At 39.9% G+C, this 20,632-nt stretch carries 19 protein-coding genes and 2 pseudogenes; 19 read left to right on the top strand and 2 right to left on the bottom strand.

Annotated features, from left to right (window positions below):
* Nucleotides 1-46 precede the first annotated feature (46 nt).
* The 19 genes and pseudogenes from ACFPQ3_RS01380 to ACFPQ3_RS01290 all read left to right on the top strand — a co-directional run.
* Nucleotides 47-472 carry a MarR family winged helix-turn-helix transcriptional regulator gene (locus ACFPQ3_RS01380; protein ID WP_156807137.1) on the top strand — a complete coding sequence of 142 codons (426 nt, stop codon included), beginning with the start codon at nucleotides 47-49 and terminating at the stop codon, nucleotides 470-472.
* A gap of 135 nt (nucleotides 473-607) precedes the next feature.
* Nucleotides 608-1,153, top strand: a complete 546-nt coding sequence (locus ACFPQ3_RS01375) for an NADPH-dependent FMN reductase (protein WP_156807140.1) — start codon at nucleotides 608-610, stop codon at nucleotides 1,151-1,153.
* A 145-nt stretch (nucleotides 1,154-1,298) separates the two neighbouring features.
* Nucleotides 1,299-2,111 carry a transporter substrate-binding domain-containing protein gene (locus tag ACFPQ3_RS01370; protein WP_156807136.1) on the top strand — a complete coding sequence of 271 codons (813 nt, stop codon included), beginning with the start codon at nucleotides 1,299-1,301 and terminating at the stop codon, nucleotides 2,109-2,111.
* Nucleotides 2,112-2,288: 177 nt separating this feature from the next.
* The gene (locus ACFPQ3_RS01365; RefSeq protein WP_156807135.1) at nucleotides 2,289-3,257 is read left to right on the top strand and encodes a thiamine pyrophosphate-dependent dehydrogenase E1 component subunit alpha; all 969 of its coding nucleotides are present in this window, start codon (nucleotides 2,289-2,291) and stop codon (nucleotides 3,255-3,257) included.
* Between the two features lie 240 nt (nucleotides 3,258-3,497).
* Nucleotides 3,498-4,496, top strand: coding sequence for an alpha-ketoacid dehydrogenase subunit beta (locus ACFPQ3_RS01360; RefSeq protein ID WP_121835855.1), 999 nt, complete (start codon nucleotides 3,498-3,500; stop codon nucleotides 4,494-4,496).
* 177 nt (nucleotides 4,497-4,673) lie between these two features.
* Nucleotides 4,674-6,059 carry a dihydrolipoamide acetyltransferase gene (locus ACFPQ3_RS01355; protein ID WP_156807134.1) on the top strand — a complete coding sequence of 462 codons (1,386 nt, stop codon included), beginning with the start codon at nucleotides 4,674-4,676 and terminating at the stop codon, nucleotides 6,057-6,059.
* Nucleotides 6,060-6,344: 285 nt separating this feature from the next.
* Nucleotides 6,345-8,105: a dihydrolipoyl dehydrogenase gene (lpdA, locus tag ACFPQ3_RS01350; protein ID WP_161979631.1), complete on the top strand. Its 1,761-nt coding sequence runs from the start codon at nucleotides 6,345-6,347 to the stop codon at nucleotides 8,103-8,105.
* Between the two features lie 193 nt (nucleotides 8,106-8,298).
* Nucleotides 8,299-9,255 carry an ABC transporter permease gene (locus ACFPQ3_RS01345; protein ID WP_156807177.1) on the top strand — a complete coding sequence of 319 codons (957 nt, stop codon included), beginning with the start codon at nucleotides 8,299-8,301 and terminating at the stop codon, nucleotides 9,253-9,255.
* Nucleotides 9,248-10,216, top strand: coding sequence for an iron chelate uptake ABC transporter family permease subunit (locus ACFPQ3_RS01340; protein WP_156807176.1), 969 nt, complete (start codon nucleotides 9,248-9,250; stop codon nucleotides 10,214-10,216). The genes ACFPQ3_RS01345 and ACFPQ3_RS01340 overlap by 8 nt, the downstream gene beginning before the upstream one ends.
* A complete protein-coding gene (locus tag ACFPQ3_RS01335; RefSeq protein ID WP_161980802.1) occupies nucleotides 10,216-10,968 on the top strand; it encodes an iron ABC transporter ATP-binding protein in 753 nt (250 codons plus the stop codon). The genes ACFPQ3_RS01340 and ACFPQ3_RS01335 overlap by 1 nt, the downstream gene beginning before the upstream one ends.
* A 13-nt stretch (nucleotides 10,969-10,981) precedes the next feature.
* Nucleotides 10,982-11,986, top strand: coding sequence for a siderophore ABC transporter substrate-binding protein (locus ACFPQ3_RS01330; protein WP_156807174.1), 1,005 nt, complete (start codon nucleotides 10,982-10,984; stop codon nucleotides 11,984-11,986).
* A gap of 175 nt (nucleotides 11,987-12,161) precedes the next feature.
* A complete protein-coding gene (locus ACFPQ3_RS01325; protein ID WP_156807173.1) occupies nucleotides 12,162-12,479 on the top strand; it encodes a PadR family transcriptional regulator in 318 nt (105 codons plus the stop codon).
* Nucleotides 12,476-13,585, top strand: a complete 1,110-nt coding sequence (locus ACFPQ3_RS01320) for a DUF4097 family beta strand repeat-containing protein (RefSeq protein ID WP_162012804.1) — start codon at nucleotides 12,476-12,478, stop codon at nucleotides 13,583-13,585. The genes ACFPQ3_RS01325 and ACFPQ3_RS01320 overlap by 4 nt, the downstream gene beginning before the upstream one ends.
* A 94-nt stretch (nucleotides 13,586-13,679) precedes the next feature.
* On the top strand, nucleotides 13,680-14,669 hold the full coding sequence (locus ACFPQ3_RS01315) for a lipoate--protein ligase (RefSeq protein WP_156807171.1): 990 nt from the start codon (nucleotides 13,680-13,682) through the stop codon (nucleotides 14,667-14,669).
* Nucleotides 14,670-15,165: 496 nt separating this feature from the next.
* Nucleotides 15,166-16,362 (top strand): argininosuccinate synthase, encoded by a 1,197-nt coding sequence (locus ACFPQ3_RS01310; protein ID WP_156807170.1) that lies wholly within the window; start codon nucleotides 15,166-15,168, stop codon nucleotides 16,360-16,362.
* The gene (argH, locus tag ACFPQ3_RS01305) at nucleotides 16,363-17,745 is read left to right on the top strand and encodes an argininosuccinate lyase (protein WP_198039940.1); all 1,383 of its coding nucleotides are present in this window, start codon (nucleotides 16,363-16,365) and stop codon (nucleotides 17,743-17,745) included.
* Nucleotides 17,746-17,838: 93 nt separating this feature from the next.
* Nucleotides 17,839-18,072, top strand: coding sequence for an ACT domain-containing protein (locus tag ACFPQ3_RS01300; RefSeq protein ID WP_156807168.1), 234 nt, complete (start codon nucleotides 17,839-17,841; stop codon nucleotides 18,070-18,072).
* Between the two features lie 46 nt (nucleotides 18,073-18,118).
* Entirely contained in the window at nucleotides 18,119-18,364 is a 246-nt protein-coding gene (locus ACFPQ3_RS01295) for a DUF711 family protein (RefSeq protein WP_198039939.1), read from the top strand.
* Nucleotides 18,342-18,650, top strand: a pseudogene (locus ACFPQ3_RS01290) (DUF711 family protein); the annotation flags it as partial. The gene ACFPQ3_RS01295 and the pseudogene ACFPQ3_RS01290, both read left to right, overlap by 23 nt.
* A 111-nt stretch (nucleotides 18,651-18,761) precedes the next feature.
* Here the strand turns inward: ACFPQ3_RS01290 and ACFPQ3_RS01285 are convergent.
* Together ACFPQ3_RS01285 and ACFPQ3_RS01280 are read right to left on the bottom strand one after the other, a co-directional pair.
* On the bottom strand, nucleotides 18,762-19,061 hold the full coding sequence (locus ACFPQ3_RS01285; protein WP_156807167.1) for a rhodanese-like domain-containing protein: 300 nt from the start codon (nucleotides 19,059-19,061) through the stop codon (nucleotides 18,762-18,764).
* A gap of 734 nt (nucleotides 19,062-19,795) precedes the next feature.
* Nucleotides 19,796-20,632 (bottom strand): annotated as a pseudogene (locus tag ACFPQ3_RS01280) (IS3 family transposase); the annotation flags it as partial.

Raw genomic sequence — 20,632 nt, 5'->3', positions numbered from 1 at the left:
GCTGTTCTTTGATAGAATAGCCCTAAATAGTAATAATGGAGGTTTTATGCCGAATTTCAAAAATAATGCGGTCAAATCAATGGTGGTTCTTCGTAAGGCATTTCGTACAATTGATGCTAAAGTTTCAGAAAGTTTCAAGGATTTTGAACTAACTCCAGCTCAGTTTGGTGTCCTGGATGTTCTTTATGCTAAAGGCAGTATGAAAATTGGTGATTTGATTGATAGTACACTAGCTACTTCTGGCAATATGACTGTGGTCATTAAAAATATGGAGAAAAAGGGTTGGATAAATAAGACTGCTTGTCCTAATGATAAACGGGCTTTTTGGATTGATTTGACAGATCAAGGAAGAGAGGTTATTGCGGCAGCTTTACCAGCCCATATTGATAAAGTTGAGGAGACATTTGCCGTTTTGTCGTCAGATGAGCAGACGCAGCTGATTGACTTACTTAAGAAATTTAAAAATTGTTGAGCAAATGGGTTGACTATATTACTAAGTAGTGATAATATAGTGCCATAACATTACTATGTAGTGTTTTTAGAAGGAGACATTATGTCAATCATTAACACTATCAAATCATTTTTTAATAAAGAAGAGGAAAAATCTATGAAAAACATTCTATTTATCGTTGGTTCACTACGTGAAGGCTCATTTAACCATCAGCTAGCAGCTAATGCTGAAAAAGTTTTAGAAGGTAAAGCGAACGTTTCTTACCTCAACTGGAAAGATGTACCAGTATTCTCACAAGACCTTGAAACACCAGTGTTGCCAGCTGTTCAAGCAGTTCGTGACGCTGTTGTTGCTGCAGATGCTATCTGGATTTTCTCACCAGCTTATAACTTTGCGATTCCAGGATCAGTGAAAAACTTGCTTGATTGGTTGAGCCGTGCTATTGATCTTTCAGACACAACAGGTGCTTCAGCACTTCAAGATAAAGTATCAACTGTTTCAGTAGTTGCAAACGGCGGACATGAGCAAGTGGCAGAAGGTTTCCGTAACTTGATGCCATTTATCCGTACACAATTTGTTGATCAGTTGACTTTCTCAAAAGTTAACGACTCAGCTTGGGCAGATGGCCAATTTGTTGCTACTGAAGAAGTTCTTTCAGATCTTAATAAACAAGCAGAAGCACTTCTTTCAGCTCTTAACTAATATTACTCACAAAATTTCCTAATTCCTGTCAATTGATTTGGCAGGTTTTTATTTTTTGAAAAAATATCAAGAAAACAGTTGACATTTGAATAAATATAACATAAAATACATGTAAGATAATAAAAATACAAATGAGGTCTTAATAATGAAAAAATTATTTACAACAGTTCTTATGGGATTGGCTACTTTAACATTAGTAGCTTGCGGAAGTTCTAAAACTAAAGAAGATACGTCTTTAAAAGATATACAGGATAAAGGGAAATTAGTTGTAGCATTAAGCCCAGATTATGCCCCTTTTGAGTTTAAGACTTTGGTAGATGGTAAAGATACAATCGTTGGAGCAGATGTTGAGATTGCTAAAGCAATTGCAGATAAATTGGGTGTGGAACTTGAACTGTCGCCAATGTCATTTAATAATGTCTTAGCTAGTCTCGTGTCTAAGAAAGCTGATATTGCTATTTCTGGTATTTCAGCAACCGAGGAGCGTGCTAAAAACTTTGATTTCTCAGATGTTTACTACAATGCTAAAAATATTGTTTTGATTAAAAAAGAGAATATGGGGAAATACACTTCAGCTAGTAGTCTAGCTGACAGAGCTGTCGGAGCTCAAAAAGGTTCCATCCAGGAACCAATTGTAACAGAACAACTTCCAGATAGTCATCTTGTTTCTTTGATGCAGATTACTGAAATGGTGACTGAGTTAAATTCAGGGAAGCTTGATGCTATTGTCATGGAGGAAACCATTGCTAAAGGTTACGTGGCCAATAATGAAGAGTTGGCAATTGCTGGAATTCCATTAAAAGAAGATGCTGGTGAACCAGGTAGTGCTGTAGCCATGGTTAAAGGAAGCGAATCACTGAAGAAAGTCATTGATGAAGTGATTGGAGAACTTAAATCATCTGGGGAAATTGATACCTTTGTTCAAGAAGCTTATGAGCTGTCTTTATCTGCTGAATAATTTAAAATGCCTGAGGGAAGTTCTCAGGTTTTTTATTGACCGAAAAAGTTTGTGAGTTCACTAACTAAAATGACTTTTTGATGCCTTAAATCCCTTTAAAATTAACGGTTCAAAAATTTGCGCTTTGTGAAAAAAAGGAATATCATAATGGAGTAATATGATTAAATGGAGGCCGTAATGGTAACACTTTCAAAAGAACAACATTTAGAAATGTTTCTGAAAATGGAACGCATTCGTGAATTTGACATGCGTATCAATAAACTTGTTCGTCGTGGTTTCGTGCAAGGGATGACTCACTTCTCAGTTGGTGAAGAGGCCGCTAACGTAGGTGCGGTTCAACACTTGAGCTACGATGATATTTTCTTCTCTAACCACCGTGGTCATGGTCAATCAATTGCCCAAGATATGGACTTGAATGCCATGATGGCTGAGCTTGCTGGTAAAGCAACTGGTGTTTCAAAAGGGCGTGGTGGATCAATGCACGTTGCAGACTTTGCTAAAGGTAACTACGGGACTAATGGTATCGTTGGTGGTGGGTATGCGATGGCTGTCGGTGCTGCATTGACGCAACAATACAAAGGCACAAATAATATTGTTGTGGCATTCTCTGGTGATGGTGCAACTAACGAAGGTTCATTCCACGAGTCTGTTAACATGGCAGCAACATGGAAACTACCTGTAATTTTCTTTATCATCAACAACCGTTACGGTATTTCAATGAGTATTGAAAACGCGACGAATACGCCTCACCTTTACACTCGTGCAGAAGCTTATGGTATCCCTGGTTTTTACTGTGAAGATGGGAACGATGTTCTTGCGGTTTATGAAACAATGGGGAAAGCTGTTGAGCATGTGCGCAGTGGCAATGGACCAGCGATTGTTGAAGTTGAATCGTACCGTTGGTTTGGGCACTCTACAGCCGATGCCGGTGTTTACCGTACCAAAGAAGAAGTTGATGAGTGGAAGAAAAAAGATCCAATGATCAAATACCGTCAATACTTGACAGCAGAAGGTATCGCTACTGATGAAGAACTTGATGCGATTCAAGCACAAGTGAAAAAAGAAGTTGACGATGCTTATGAATTTGCTCAAAATAGTCCAGATCCAGACTTGTCTGTTGCTTTTGAAGACATTTGGGTAGATTAAGAAATTATTGAAAGAATATTGCGACAAAGTTGCTAGGAGTCGTCGCTTAACAAATAAAAAGCGACGGTCTAACGCCAGTCACCGCTGTGGTTCAAGTATCGTTACCAGTAGGTGACGATACAGGCAAAATGAAGGACTTTAGGCTTTCATTTTAGCCATAAAACCAAAGGTGGACTGGCAAATCAAAAATGAGGCGACCATAGGTCGCAAAAGAAAAAATCATTTTTCGGAGAAAATAACATGTCAGAAACAAAATTAATGGCTTTGCGTGAGGCGATTAACCTTGCAATGAGCGAAGAAATGCGTAAAGATGAGAACATCTTCCTTATGGGTGAAGATGTTGGTATCTATGGAGGTGACTTCGGGACATCTGTAGGTATGCTTGCTGAGTTTGGTGAAAAACGTGTTAAAGACACGCCAATCTCTGAGGCTGCGATTGCTGGTGCGGCAGTTGGTGCTGCGATTACTGGACTTCGTCCAATCATTGATCTTACCTTCATGGACTTTATCACAATTGCTCTTGATGCGATTGTCAACAACGGAGCTAAAAACAACTACATGTTTGGTGGTGGATTGAAAACACCTGTCGTTTACCGTGTTGCATCTGGTTCAGGTATTGGTTCGGCAGCGCAACACTCACAATCACTTGAAGCGTGGTTGACACATATTCCAGGTATCAAAGTTGTTGCTCCAGGGAATGCCAACGATGCTAAAGGGCTTTTGAAATCAGCTATCCAAGATAATAACATCGTTATCTTCATGGAGCCAAAAGCACTTTACGGTAAAAAAGAAGAAGTGACTCAAGATCCAGATTTCTACTTGCCACTTGGTAAAGGTGAGATCAAACGTGAAGGTACAGATATCACTATTGTATCTTACGGACGTATGCTTGAGCGCGTGTTACAAGCTGCTGAGGAAGTGGCTGCAGATGGTATCAACGTTGAGGTTGTTGACCCACGCACCCTTATCCCACTTGATAAAGAAATCATCATTAACTCAGTTAAGAAAACTGGTAAATTGATGCTTGTCAACGATGCTTACAAGACTGGTGGATTCATCGGTGAAATCGCAACAATCGTTACAGAAAGCGAAGCCTTTGACTACCTTGACCACCCAATCGTTCGTTTGGCTTCAGAAGATGTGCCAGTACCATACGCGCGTGTTCTTGAACAAGCAATCTTGCCAGATGTTGCTAAAATCAAAGCAGCGATTTACAAAATGGCAAACAAAGGAAACTAATTTTCCAACTTAGACGTTTAGGGCTAAAGCTAGCGCGAGTTAGTAAAGCTCGGTAGTTTCTGTGTGGTGAGACTTTCTATGTTTGATAAGTATGAAAGGTACAGAGAATAAGCACCCTTTCTCACCACAAGACACTATCATAAAAGAAACTTTCTAATAAAACTGAAAGGAAAAAACATGGCTTTTGAAGTAATCATGCCTAAACTTGGTGTTGACATGCAAGAAGGTGAAATCATCGAGTGGAAAAAAGCTGAAGGTGACACGGTCACTGAAGGTGAAGTCCTTCTTGAAATCATGTCAGATAAGACAAATATGGAACTTGAAGCAGAAGAATCAGGTGTTCTTTTGAAAATCACTCGCCAAGCTGGTGAGGTAGTTCCAGTTACTGAAATCATTGCTTATATTGGTGAAGCTGGTGAGAGTATTTCGACTTTGGCTTCTGAAACAGTTGCTGAGGCGGCAAGTCCAGTTGAAGAATCTGTTGCTGCACCTAGAGTAGAAGTGTCAGCAGTTGTTGTAGCTACGCCACAAAATCATGGTGGTAAGGTTCGTGCAACGCCAGCAGCTCGTAAGTTGGCTGTTGAACAAGGTGTTGATCTTGGTCTTGTACCTGGAACAGGTGCTAATGGTCGTGTTCACAAAGATGATGTGGAGAACTTTAAAGGTGCACAACCTAAAGCAACTCCATTGGCTGCTAAAATTGCTTCTGATAAAGGAATTGATCTTGCAACTGTTGTTGGAACAGGTGCTCGTGGTAAGATTACCAAAGAAGATGTCCTTGCTCTTGTAGCGCCAGCAGTTGTTGCAGAAACAGTACAAGTACCTAAAGCTGAAGAAAAACGAGCTAAAGAATTACCAGAAGGTGTTGAAATCATCAAGATGTCTGCAATGCGTAAAGCTATTTCAAAAGGTATGACACACTCATACTTGACGGCACCAACCTTTACGCTTAACTACGACATTGACATGACAAACCTTATGGCACTTCGTAAACAAGTGCTTGAACCAATAATGAATAAAACAGGTCTTAAAGTGACCTTTACAGACCTTATTGGTCTTGCTGTAACGCGTACTTTGATGAAAGAAGAACACCGTTACCTTAACGCCTCTCTCATCAATGATGCTCAAGAAATTGAATTGCATAAGTTTGTTAATATTGGTATTGCGGTTGGTCTTGATGAGGGCTTAGTTGTACCGGTTGTTCACGGTGCAGATAAGATGAGTTTGTCAGACTTTGTAGTCGCATCAAAAGATGTGATTAAAAAAGCGCAAACTGGTAAGTTAAAAGCAGCAGAAATGTCAGGTTCTACCTTCTCAATCACTAACTTGGGAATGTTTGGTACGAAGACATTCAACCCAATCATTAACCAACCAAACTCAGCAATCTTAGGTGTTGCTTCAACAGTTCAAACACCAGTTGTTATTGATGGTGAAATTAAGATTCGTCCAATCATGGCGCTTTGCTTAACAATTGACCACCGTATTGTGGATGGTATGAATGGTGCCAAATTCATGGTTGACCTCAAGAACTTGTTGGAAAACCCATTAGAATTGTTAATCTGATAAGAACATGTTGCTATCCCATTAAGGTAGTCCGGAATAATAAGCGGCACTCTTGATGCGATGACTTTAAGGCGACGAAGTCGCTAATGATTGCTTTGTACCATAGTGGACTTTAAGCCTTTATCGTAGTAATATAAAAATAAGAAGCTGGGCTATTATCAGTATTGACGTTTGTAGCTCTACAACAGAAATAAATTGACGGTACTGATTTGATGGTCTTTGCTCCGCTATGTTACGAAAGCAAAAAAGAGAAATAAAGCTTTAACCGAAAGGAAAATAAATAAAATGGCTTTTGAAGTAATTATGCCTAAACTTGGTGTTGACATGCAAGAAGGTGAAATCATCGAGTGGAAAAAAGCTGAAGGTGACACGGTCACTGAAGGTGAAGTCCTTCTTGAAATCATGTCAGATAAGACAAATATGGAACTTGAAGCAGAAGAATCAGGTGTTCTTTTGAAAATCACTCGCCAAGCTGGTGAGGTAGTTCCAGTTACTGAAATCATTGCTTACATTGGTGAAGCTGGCGAGACTATTGCAGACGCATCAGCTCCAGCTCCAGCTGAAGTAGCACAAGCCACAGCTAATCTTAAAGCAGCTGGTCTTGAAGTACCTGCCGCACCTGCTGTTGCAGCGACACCAGCAGCTGATAAAGCTCCCCTTGCAGACAACGAGTACGATATCGTCGTTGTTGGTGGTGGACCTGCTGGTTACTACGCAGCTATCCGTGGTGCTCAACTAGGTGGTAAAATTGCTATTGTTGAAAAATCAGAATTTGGTGGTACTTGCTTGAATGTTGGATGTATCCCAACGAAGACTTACCTTAAAAATGCTGAAATTCTTGATGGTCTTAAAATTGCAGCAGGACGTGGTATCAACCTTGCTTCTACGAACTATGCGATTGATATGGATAAAACTGTTGACTTCAAGAACTCCGTTGTTCGTACCTTGACGGGTGGTGTTAAAGGTCTTTTGAAGGCTAACAAAGTGACTATGTTCAATGGACTTGGTCAAGTAAACCCAGATAAGACAGTTACCATTGGTTCTGAAACAATCAAAGGTCGCTCTATCATCCTTGCAACAGGTTCAAAAGTATCACGTATCAATATCCCTGGTATCGAATCACCACTTGTATTGACTTCAGATGATATCCTTGACCTTAAAGAAATGCCAAAATCACTTGCTGTTATGGGTGGTGGTGTTGTTGGTATCGAGCTTGGACTTGTTTGGGCGTCATATGGTGTACCAGTTACTGTTATCGAAATGGCTGACCGCATTATCCCAGGTATGGATAAAGAAGTGTCACTTGAACTTCAAAAAATCCTTGCTAAGAAAGGTATGACCATCAAGACTAACGTTGGTGTGTCAGAAATCGTTGAAGCTAATAACCAATTAACATTGAAACTTAACAATGGTGAAGAAGTTGTTGCTGAAAAAGCTCTGCTTTCTATCGGACGTGTCCCACAATTAGCAGGACTTGAAAACCTTAACCTTGAAATGGATCGTAACCGTATCAAAGTCAATGCCTACCAAGAAACATCAATTCCAGGTATTTACGCCCCAGGTGATGTTAATGGTACGAAAATGCTTGCTCACGCTGCTTACCGTATGGGTGAAGTAGCTGCTGAAAATGCAATGCATGGTAATGTTCGTAAAGCAAAACTTGACTACACACCGGCTGCTGTTTACACACACCCAGAAGTGGCTATGGTTGGTTTGACTGAAGAACAAGCGCGTGAACAATATGGAGATGTTTTGGTTGGACGTTCTAGCTTTGCTGGAAATGGTCGTGCGATTGCTTCTAATGAAGCACACGGTTTTGTTAAAGTGATTGCAGAACCAAAATACCATGAAATCCTAGGTGTTCATATCATTGGTCCTGCAGCAGCAGAACTTGCCAATGAAGCGTCAACAATTATGGAAGCTGAATTGACAGTTCATGATGTCGCACAATCAATCCACGGACACCCAACCTTCTCAGAAAATATGTATGAAGCCTTCATGGATGTTCTTGGAGAAGCTATCCATAACCCACCACGTCGTAAATAATAATGACTTAAAGATTCTAGTATACAGTGCTAGAGTCTTTTTATGCTTGTTCAAAATATGAATAGTCCTTTTGTATCAGTATTTAGAATCACTTTAATGTTGTTTAAAATGCTTAGATTAACTTGACGATAACTCGATATTTTGTTAATTTAAGAAGTGTTGCGATGCTTGTAGGCTTTGAGGGAGGTAACTCATGAAAGCATTAAATGGGTTAGTCCCTGTGTTATTTATATTGATTTTTTTATCTTTGACGATTGGTGCCAGTTCACAGTTTTCCTGGGTGAGCTTATTTCAAGGTGGTGATATGGCAAGTCACGTTTTTTGGCAATCACGTTTGCCAAGAACCTTAGCTATTTTATTATCAGCTGGAGCTATGAGTTTATCTGGCTTACTCATGCAGACCATTACACAGAATCACTACGCTGCACCATCAACTGTAGGGACAGTCGAGGCAGCACAGTTAGGCATGTTGGTGTCACTCTTCTTTTTTCCACAGGCCACCTTACTGCAGAAGATGGTGTTTGCCTTTAGTGCTGCCATGCTAACTACGTTCTTTTTTATTAAGGTCGTGCGTCGGTTACAGTTTAAGGAAAAATGGCAGTTGCCTTTAGTTGGCATGATTTATGGGGGGATGATTGGAGCCTTTGCACAAATGATTGCCTATCGTTTTAATCTGGTACAGTCTATGGCTTCCTGGACTCAGGGTTCATTTGCCATGATTCAGACGAAACAATATGAATGGCTTTTCTTAAACCTTGTAATTTTAGGAGCTGTTTGGTATTTTTCAGAAGGATTCTCACTGATGAGTCTGGGTGAGGATACTAGTCGTGTTCTGGGTCTTCCTTTTGAACATATGGAAGGACTTGCGTTATTGTTGATCTCACTGACGACAGCAACAACGATGATTACAGTTGGCAGTCTTCCCTTTGTTGGGATTATTATTCCTAATTTGGTGCGTTTGCATATTAGTGAACATTTGAAAAATTCTCAGGCTGTAGTGGTGTTAGCGGGTTCGTGTCTCGTACTAGCTTGCGATATCTTTGCACGGCTAGTTATCCGTCCTTACGAGGTGTCAGTCTCTCTGATTTTAGGTGTTTTAGGATCATTGATTTTCATTTTACTCTTGTGGCGAGGTGAGCGACATGGGTAAGATACAATCTAAACGTCAGCAGTTATTGTGGCTACTGATTATTTTGGCAATAGGCTGCGCAATACTCTATACTTATCCTTTTGGTGGCCGTGTGATTCCTTATATTTTGAAGTTGCGGTTACGAAAAGTTTTGACTTATGCCCTTGTGGCTGTTATTGCGAGCTTTTCGACCATTAGTTTTCAGACCATTACAGGAAATCGCTTTTTAACTCCATCAGTGCTCGGGCTAGAAAGTCTTTACGTTCTCATGCAATCCGTTTATCTCTTTTTCTATTGGAAATGGATTGAGCAACAGGCACCGAATCCCATTGTGGAATTCTTTGTGGTTTTACTGATTCAATTGCTGTTCTTTGGTCTTTTCCAACCGATTATTCGTAACTTATTGACCAAGGGATTTGGAACGATCTTACTCATCTGTATGTCACTGGGAACTTTGTTTAGAAGTTTTTCTACCTACTTACAGGTGGTTATGGACCCTAATGAGTATGACAAATTACAGAGTAAGCTTTTTGCTTCCTTGCAACATGTTAATACTGATGTTCTAGCTATGGCAACGGTTCTTGTCGTTATCTCTACGATTTTCCTTTATCGTAAAAGTGCGATTTTGAATGTCTTTTATCTTGGGAAATCTAATGCTACGCTTCTTGGGATTGATGTGGAAAAAACGCAGCAGACAGTCCTGTGGATAGTGGTCCTGTTGGTGTCTGCCTCGACAGCGATGGTTGGTCCGATGACTTTCTTTGGCTTTATGTTGGTCAATATCGTCCATCAGTTACTTAATTATTATGAACACAAGTGGTTGTTTGGTGTGGCTAGTTTGTTAGGGTTTGTGATCTTAGTAATAGGCCAAGGTGTTTTAGAACGTTTATTTAACTATCAGATTACTATTGCCATGTTGGTGGAACTATTAGGTGGAGCCTTTTTCTTCTATTTATTATATAAGGAGCGGATGAAATCATGATGAAGATGGCGCAAATTGGAAAATCTTACGGAGAAAAAGCCATTTTAAAGGCTGTTAACTTGGATATTGCTCCTAGGCAATTTACGGCTTTTATTGGACCGAATGGGGCTGGAAAATCAACGCTTCTATCAATCATGAGTCGGCTATTGGTCAAAGATGAAGGGCTCTTGATGATTAAGGGGCAGGAAATTGAGGCTTGGCATTCGGCTGAGTTGGCAAAAGAATTGACCATGCTCAAACAGCAAATTCATTTTCAAGTCAAGTTCACTGTTGAAGAGCTAGTTGCTTTTGGACGTTTCCCTTACAGTCAGGGGCGTCTGACAGCAGAAGACCTTGCTAAAATTAATGAAGCACTGACTTATATGGATTTGCAGGATTTACGTAGTCGGTTGATTGGCACCCTATCAGGTGGGCAATTACAGCGAGTCTACATTGCGATGGTCTTGGCACAAGATACCGATATTGTCTTGTTGGATGAACCACTGAATAATCTAGATATTAAGCAAGGAATTGCGATGATGAAAACCCTGAGACGTTTGGTCGATGAATTAGGGAAAACAGTCGTTATCGTCATCCATGATATTAATATTGCCAGTCAATTTGTTGATCAGATGGTTGGCTTTAAAGAGGGGGAAATTTTTTGCCGAGGAACCCCTCAAGAGGTGATGACAAAAACGATTTTGGATGACCTCTATAACATGGATGTTACTGTTGATGAAATTCATGGCAAACGCATTTGTATTTATCACTAAAAAGGAGACAGATATGTCAAAAACAATGAAACGATTACTTAGTGCAATAGCACTTGTTGCAACACTTATTTTAGTAGCTTGTGGTTCAAAAACAGCTAAAGAGAAGACATCAAAGGAAACAAAAGCAGTTCCAGCAGAAGTAACGATTAAAGCAGAAAATGGGGATATCACTGTCCCAGCGAATCCTAAAAAAATTGTTGTTCTTGATTTAGGAATGGCTGATACCTTACGTACTTTGGGGCATGAAGATGCGATCGTTGGTATGCCGTCTCAATCTTTACCAACTTACTTAGCTGACCTTGGTAAGAAGGATTCTGTCACAAATGTTGGTAACTTGAAAGAAGTTAATCTCGAAGCGATTGCTAAATTGGCACCTGATATCATTATTGCCTCAGGTCGAACTCAAGGAAAAATTGCAGAATTTGAAGAAATTGCACCGACAGTTTATTTTGCCACAGATAGTGCCGACTATCTTAATTCTGTTAAAAACAATGTGACAGAAGTGGCTAAACTATTTGGTGATGAAGCGGTCGGAACAGCCGAAAAAGAATTGGCAGAGCTAGATAATATTGTTTCAATTGCCACAAAAGCTAATGAAGGAGCAGATCAAACAACCTTGATGGTTCTTTTAAATGAAGGGAATATTGCAGGTATCGGATCGGAAGGTCGCTATGGTTTTGTCTATAATACTCTAGGTTTCAAGCCAACAAGTCTTGAGATTAAAGAAGGAGCGCGTGGCGGTCAAGGTGGCCGTGGTGGACATGGTCAAGGGCTCAGCTTTGAATCAATTGCAGAAGTTAACCCGGATACGATTTTTGTTGTAGATCGTACCCTTGCTATTGGTGGTGACATTTCAACCAATGCGGATGTTCTTAATAACGCGTTATTACAAGGAACAAAGGCTGGTCAGAACAAACGTATCATTACGCTAACATCAGACCTGTGGTACCTATCAGGTGGTGGACTTGAGTCAACACGCCTCATGTTTGAAGAAGTTGCTGAACACGCAGGAAAATAAATAATAAGATGAACTCAGACAGGAAAAACTTGTCTGAGTTTTTTTGTTTCTTGGTTACGGGAGAACATCTATAGAGAATGATTATTTTTTCAGTTTTTACTTGCTATTTTGGAATGATAGTTTTATAATTTATATATACTTAAATTAAGCATATATAAAAATTAAGGAGGTTAATATGTATTATCCTATTCCGTCCCCTGTGATTGAGTTTCTGGTGCTGGGGATTGTTGCTGAGAAAGACTCTTATGGCTATGAGATTAGTCAGACCTTGAAAATGCTCACTTCCATCAAAGAGTCAACCCTCTACCCTATTTTGAAAAAAATGGAGTTGAGTGGTTATCTCGAGACCTATTCGGAAGCTCATCAAGGAAGGCAACGCAAATATTATCGTAGAACCGCTCTAGGGAGCCAACAGTTTACGTTTTTAGAAGAAGAATGGCTACGCTACTCAGCTGCTATTCTGGATATGGCGAAAGGAAAATTGAAAAAATGACAGGACAAGAATTTTTACAACGTTTAGAGATGGCTTTGGCTAGTTTAACAGACAGTCAAAAGCAAGAAGTAATGGCTTATTTCAAAGAATACCTTGCTGAAGCTGGGGATAATGCAGAGGCAATTGCTGAGCTTGGAAAGCCAGAAGAAGTGGCTGAAGAATTGGTTGGGCAATTTCAAGAAAAAGGCATTTTGGAAGAAAGAGCCCAAGAACAGATAGTTCGTCAGTCGCTAACCGATGCGACGAATCTTCAAATCACTCTGAATGATTTTGATGTGATTGTTGAGCAGGATGATGTTTCAGAAGTTGTTGTCGAAGCGGTAGAAGAGGTGCAAGAACTCTTAGCTATTTCCAGAGAAAATGCTCAGGTGACTATTGCGCAAATCTCTGATCCGGCACGTTATAAAACCATTTCCATTTTAGGATTGTTTTCAATCAAGACGACTTATGGTGGTCGGTTCACTGTAAAAGTGCCGCGGGAGACAATGTTTGAAACGATTACGGTGATTTCAAGGGATGGCGATGCAACATTATCAGGATTGACTGCTAATCAAGGCAATGTAGCCTTGACAAATGGAGACTTGGAGTTAAATTCTTGCCGTATTGCTAACCTTAAGCTGACCTTGCAAAATGGTGATGGAGAAGTGGTCAATAGTGCTACTGAAAATGTTTTAGGAAATTTCCAAAATGGCGATTGTGAGGTTATTAATAGCCAATTAGGAGTAGCGGAGTTTCATTTAGCCAATGGTGATTTAGAATTAGAAAAGGTGGAAAGTCGAGAAACTCTCGCATTAGAACTCTCAAATGGTGACCTGACCTACCGTTACAGTAAGGCTGATTATGCAAGGGCAAAATTATCTAACGGAGATGCGACGGTGTCAGACCTTGATTTTAAAGATTTAATGCTAACGCATCATTGTGGCGATGCTGCTGTTATCTTAAAAGAAGGTCAGGCAGAGGACTTAGCCATAGTGGTTGAAACAAAATTTGGTGATTACAGCGTGTTAGGTCATACTGGAGAAAATGGACGTTATACCGATACCAATCATCAAGCGACTCGTCGGTTGACAATCACCAATCATTTTGGAGATGTTTCAGTCAACTAGGACCTCTTAACTTTTTAGAGCAAGTAAAGACTTTGGGCTTGTCTTTTGCGACCGTTTTCACTAAAATAGAAGTATCTAATAGGAGGATTAATCTGTGAAATATATTGTTAACACATCAAATAACCCGGCTTATAATATTGCCTTAGAAGCCTACGCTTTCAAAGAATTACAGAGTGAAGATGAGATTTTTATCCTTTGGATCAATGAGCCTGCTATTATTATTGGGAAACACCAAAATGCGGTGCAGGAAATCAATAAGGAATACACAGATGCCCACGGGATTCATGTGGTTCGCCGTCTGTCAGGTGGTGGGGCTGTTTACCATGACCTTAATAACTTGAACTACACCATCATTTCCAACAAAGCTGACGAGGGAGCGTTTGATTTCAAAACGTTCTCACAACCTGTGATTGAAACCTTGGCTGATCTTGGAGTAACCGCTTCGTTTACGGGACGTAACGACCTTGAGATTGACGGCAAGAAATTCTGTGGTAATGCGCAGGCCTATTATAAAGGACGCATGATGCACCATGGTTGCTTATTGTTTGATGTGGATATGACTGTTCTTGGCGATGCCCTCAAGGTTTCAAAAGATAAAATTGAGTCAAAGGGGGTTAAATCTGTCCGTGCGCGGGTGACCAATATCTTAAATGAATTGCCAGAAAAAATTACGGTTAATGAATTTGCGGATAAGATTTTGGATAAAATGAAAGAGCACTATCCTGATATGACAGAGTATGTTTTGTCAGAAGATGAATTGGCTAAAATCCAAAAATCATATGAAGAGCAATTCTCAACATGGGAGTGGACTTATGGTGCTGCCCCAGATTATACAGTAGAGCGTTCGGTTCGTTACCCAGCTGGTAAGATTACGAGCTATATTAAGACTGAGAACTCAGTTATTGAAAATATCAAAATTTACGGGGATTTCTTCGGTATTGGTGATGTTTCTGATATTGAACAGCTCCTTATCGGCACGCGCTATGAGTATGTGGATGTTTTGGAGAAATTGCAAAGCATTGACACAACACACTACTTCTCACGGATGACAACAGAGGAAGTTGCAAAAGCAATTGTGGCATAGGAAGCTTTATGCTCTATCAGAAACAAATCAGTAAGATTGTAGAGAAAGTTATTGATACAATCTCGGATAGAAAATACTCTCAACTCAAAAATATCGTCTCTCATACCAATGTACCTGCTGATTTATAAGAAAAACAATTATTAGAATTGGGTAAATGGATCGAGGAACAATTGGAGATGTGGGCTGAGGATGAAGAACGCCATTTGTATTTGATAAATTTAATTTAAATCAACTTGATATTGATGAAGAGGGTATTTTGTTTGCAACTTACAGACCAGAGAGTTACGGTGAGGCGTTGTTTGAATTTTTCTTTGATGTTCAAGAAGATAACAGCCTTCGCGCAGAGTTTTAAACGAATATTTAACCGCGAATTGATTACGGTTTGATTATAAAAATACAAATCGAAGGGACAACCTTCGATTTTTTTGATAAAAATAGTTGACAAAAGAATAAATATGCAATAAAATAATTTTATTACAAAAAAGGAAGTATATTTATGTCAAAAGAAAAAGTGATTTTAGCTTACTCAGGTGGTCTTGATACATCCGTAGCCATTACTTGGTTGAAAAAAGATTATGATGTCATTGCTGTTTGTATGGATGTTGGTGAAGGAAAAGACCTTGATTTTATTCATGATAAGGCTTTGGCTGTCGGTGCCATTGAATCTTATGTGCTTGATGTTAAGGATGAATTTGCAGAGGAATACATTCTTCCAGCTCTTCAAGCGCATGCTTATTACGAACAAAAATACCCATTAGTTTCTGCTCTAAGCCGTCCGATTATCTCTAAGAAATTAGTAGAAGTTGCCCACCAAACAGGTGCGACAACGATTGCTCATGGCTGCACAGGAAAAGGAAATGACCAAGTCCGTTTTGAAGTTGCTATTGCAGCACTTGATCCAAACTTGAAAGTGGTAGCTCCAGTCCGTGAATGGAAATGGTCACGTGAAGAAGAAATTGAATATGCTAAAGCAAACGGTGTTCCAGTTCCAGCTGACCTTGATAATCCTTATTCTGTTGACCAAAACCTTTGGGGCCGTGCCAATGAATGTGGTGTTTTGGAAAATCCCTGGAATCAAGCGCCAGAAGAAGCCTTTGGGATTACAATAGCACCAGAAAAAGCTCCTGATACTCCTGAATTTGTAGATATTACCTTTGTATCTGGAAAACCTGTTGCCATCAATGGTGAAGAAATGAAACTCGTTGACCTTATTCAAAAACTTAATGTTATTGCAGGAGCGCATGGTGTAGGACGTATTGACCATGTTGAAAACCGTTTAGTGGGTATTAAATCACGTGAGATTTACGAGTGTCCAGGTGCCATCACACTTTTAACTGCTCATAAGGAAATTGAAGACTTGACTTTGGTACGTGAAGTGTCTCATTTTAAACCAATCCTTGAAAATGAATTAGCAAACTTGATTTACAATGCTCTTTGGTTCAGTCCAGCAACTAAGGCAATTATTGCTTATATTAAAGAAACGCAAAAAGTGGTTAACGGGACAGCTAAAGTGAAACTTTATAAAGGACATGCTCAAGTCGTTGCCCGGAAATCTCCAAATTCTCTTTATGACGAAAACCTAGCGACCTACACATCAGCAGATAGTTTTGACCAAAATGCAGCGGTTGGATTTATCAAACTGTGGGGTCTTCCTACTCAAGTAAATAGTCAAGTTAATGGAACTAAGGGTTAGATTATGGCAGAAAATTACAAATTATGGGGTGGTCGCTTTGAGGCTAGCCTCGAAAAATGGGTGGAAGAATTTGGTGCTTCCATTTCCTTTGACCAGAAAATGGCAGAGCAGGACTTAATAGGATCCCTTGCTCATGTCACCATGCTTGGAGAAACGGGTATCATTTCTAAAGTAGAAGCTCATCAGATTAAATCTGGTTTGGAAGATCTTTTGATAGATTACAAAAATGGGCAGCTTACCTTTGACGTGACCAACGAAGATATTCACATGAACATAGAGGCCTTACTGACTGCTAAAATTGGTCCAGTCGCTGGTAAGCTTCACACGGCACGTTCACGTAATGACCAAGTGGCAACAGACATGCATCTCTATTTAAAAATGAAGTTGGGAGAAGTCCTTGCTAAATTAAGTAACCTTCGTCAGGTTTTGGTGGACTTAGCTGAAAAGCATGTGGAAACTCTCATGCCAGGCTACACACATTTACAACACGCACAGCCTATTTCATTTGGACATCATTTAATGGCTTATTATAGTATGTTTACTCGTGATGCGGAGCGTTTTGAGTTTAATATGACACATACGGATTTATCACCGCTGGGAGCAGCAGCTTTGGCAGGAACCACCTTTCCTATTGATCGCGAGATGACAGCGCAGCTGATGGGCTTTGCCAAACCTTATAGCAACTCATTAGATGCTGTATCTGACCGTGATTTTATTTTGGAATTTTTAGCTAATAGTTCTATTTTGATGATGCACATGAGTCGCTTATGTGAGGAAATCATTAACTGGTGTAGTCACGAATACCAATTTGTGACCCTGTCAGATACCTTTTCAACAGGTTCGTCTATCATGCCTCAAAAGAAAAATCCTGATATGGCGGAGCTTATTCGGGGGAAGACAGGTCGTGTTTATGGCAATTTAATTGGGCTTTTGACGGTTATGAAATCCCTGCCTCTGGCTTATAACAAGGACCTCCAAGAGGATAAGGAAGGCATGTTTGATACGGTTGAAACCATTACAGTAACCCTTGATATTTTGGCGGGCATGTTGAGCAGTATGACTGTAAATGATAAACACATGTCAGAGTCAACCGAAAAAGATTTTTCAAATGCCACAGAGTTAGCAGATTATCTTGCTTCTAAAGGTTTACCTTTCCGTGAAGCACACGAAATCGTAGGTAAATTAGTCCTAGAATGTACCAAGGCAGGACACTATTTGCAAGATATTCCCTTGGAACGTTATCAAGAAATCTCTGACTTGATTGAGGAAGATATCTATGTAGCTTTACAATCAAAAACAGCAGTTGAGCGTCGTAACTCACTTGGAGGCACTGGATTTGAACAGGTGAGGTGGCAGATTGAGATGGCTAAGAAGGAATTTTAAAATAAAACGTTTGATTTATCCGGACGTTTTTTCTTTCGATAGAAGATTCAGATGGTTTATACTAAAATAAGCAAAAAGTTTTGGAGATGGCTTATGAAAGCTATTATAACGACGGTTGTTGGTAAGGATGGGAAAAGAATTGTAGCAGGTGTGGCAGGCAAGTTAGCTGAGCTGAATCTGAACATTGATGATATTTCTCAGACGGTTTTGGATGAGTATTTTACCATGATGGCGGTGGTGTCATCTGAGGAGAAACAGGATTTCACGGCTTTGCGTAGTGACTTGGAGGCCTTTGGACAAACGCTGAATGTTAAAATCAATATTTAAAGCGCAGCTATTTTTGACGCCATGCACAATTTGTAAGAGGTGACCTATGGATATTAGACAAGTTCGTGAAACAATTGAGCAGAAAATTTATGACAAAATTACAACTAAGGCTGCGAATCTGGTTTCGGTTGGAGATGAGATTGCAGCAAAGCTTGGGATTTCCATTGTCAACAAACATGTCAGTGTGACACCGATTGCCTTGATTGGTGCAGCGACGGATGCGTTAGATTATTTTCCTTTGGGCATACACTTGATTGAGCTGCAAGACGAAAGGTGGCGTGATAGCTTGTAACCAAGTCGGTGGCCTCTCGGGTGTCTTCATTCCTGTCTCAGAAGATGAGGGAATGATTGCGGCGGTGCAGAGTGGCTCTCTTAACTTGGAAAAATTGGAAGCTATGACGGCTATCTGTTCCATTGGTCTTGATATGATTGCTATTCCGGAGGATACTCCTTATGAAACCATTGCGGCTATGATTGCCAATGAAGCAGCTATCTGGGTCATCAATCAGAACTCATCAGCAGGCTTTATCAATCGAGGCGAACAAATTCCGGCGCCAATTCATAGTTTTAAGAATTAAGACTCAATTACTGCACTTATTATCGGATGATAGGTGTATTTTGTATGTTATGATGATTTTAACGTAAAAAAGCCACTGGTGAACTTTTTAACAGCAGTGGTTTCTTTACTATTATTTCTCTAGCTCTTCAGTCCAAGCACCTGTTCCGTCAATGACGTTGGTTGTATCGTAGCCCATACTGTCTAAAAAGGCACAGACTTGGGCAGAACGTCCTCCTGCTTGGCAGATGATGTAGTAGGGTTTATCGGTTGTGAGCTCTGTGGAACGATTACCTAGTTCGCTAAGGGGAAGATTAACAGCCCCAGGAACATGTCCAGTTGCAAATTCATCTTTCTCACGAACATCAATTAAGTTAATGCTTTCAGTATCAAGCAAGGTTTTCAATTCCATAACTGAAATGGCCTTTGTCATAAATAATCTCCTTTTTTATTCTGTCTGTATTGTCTATTATTTTCATAGAAAAAGCAATCAATGTATTTCAGTAATTTATTTGTTTGTGTAAATATCAGTTGTATACATGTCAAACGGAAACGTTGTAGTTTTCAGGTAATGTCTTTTCCCAAAGATAGGATAGCAAGGACTATAATGGTAGCACGTACGGGAATATCTATGACAGCCAGGAACCTAAATGCTTACCATTGGGGAATGGCTCTGCATATGTGTCATGCGAACAATATACATGACAAAGTATAACGAAAATGACATGTTCAGATAGAGGATGATTTAGAAGCCACACCAAGTGATGACTATCAAGGTATTCAAGAGTTTTATCCTTTTTTGACAGAGGAAAATCGTGTCTTAGCTCTGCCATGTTCCTACCATGACCCTAAGCAAGATTAGTGTTAATATCCAGCTAATGGGCCGAGATAGGCAGTTGAAAATTAGTTGGAATCCTATCAATCGCAGAGGTGCTCGTTGGCGCTCCTCATTCCTTGAGGTTGACAGAAAGACATATCACTATTTCTCCCAAGGCAATCTCTACCGTGAAAACACGGGACAGATCCTATTTTTTTTGAGACACCTATCCTTTGATTTGGGGAATAGCAGAGTTGCTGAGTTGGGATTTCAAAGATTAGTCAATAAAATAAAAAAGCATGAACGATTTGAACTGCTCCCTGTCAAGTGGACAATGAAATAATAAAAGATTAAGCAACGGCCTTGTCCCTCAATTCAAGAGGGGCAAGGCCGTTGTGCTTCTCTTGAAATCGTTCGTTATTGTAAAAATAGATATAGTCATCAATATCATAAACTAATTCCTCAAATGTCTTGTAAGCCTTCAAGTCATAACATTCCGTCTTAAAGTGACCAAAGAAACTCTCAATTGGCGCATTGTCAATGCATTTTCCGACTCGTGACCTAGAGCGTTTCATCTAATATTGGGTCGTTACCATCCAGCATTCCCGTGAAGTGTATTGACTTCCTTAGTCGCTGTGGATGATTGGTATGGCATCTGGATTAGCTTCCATAGCCTTTCTTAGGTTCTCCATGACAAGAGGATTGTCATTATGCTTACTGGATATGGTAAGCCACGATAGAACCATCATAAAGGTCTTTAATAGCACTTAAATAAGCTTTACAACCTCGTCCATACTGTAAGAAAGTCACATCTGTACACCATTTTTGATTAGGGGCTTGAGCTGTGAACTCTCAATTGAGAAAATTCTCTTCGATTTTTATAAAACTAGTCTTCGTGCAATAGCCTCGAGAATGACGGATAATTGATGAGATACCAAGGATACACATTAAGCGACGAATTCACTTCTTGTTATAAGTTGTTCCAAGTTTCCGATTGACAGCTCGCGTCATTCGACGGTAGCCTAAAATTCCCTTGCGTTTGGTATGGAGTTCCTTGATGGCTTTTAATAGTGTTCGATTTGTCTCCTCAGATGTAGTCTCTTTGTGATTAAGCCACTTATAATAACCTGATCGAGACACTCCAAGTCATTGGCATAACTGGCTAATAGAGGCTCCACTATGCTTAT

Origin of the sequence: Streptococcus caledonicus (assembly GCF_042656225.1) — a bacterium.
Taxonomy (GTDB): Bacteria; Bacillota; Bacilli; order Lactobacillales; family Streptococcaceae; genus Streptococcus; species Streptococcus caledonicus.
This window is presented reverse-complemented; position numbering and strand designations above follow the sequence as displayed.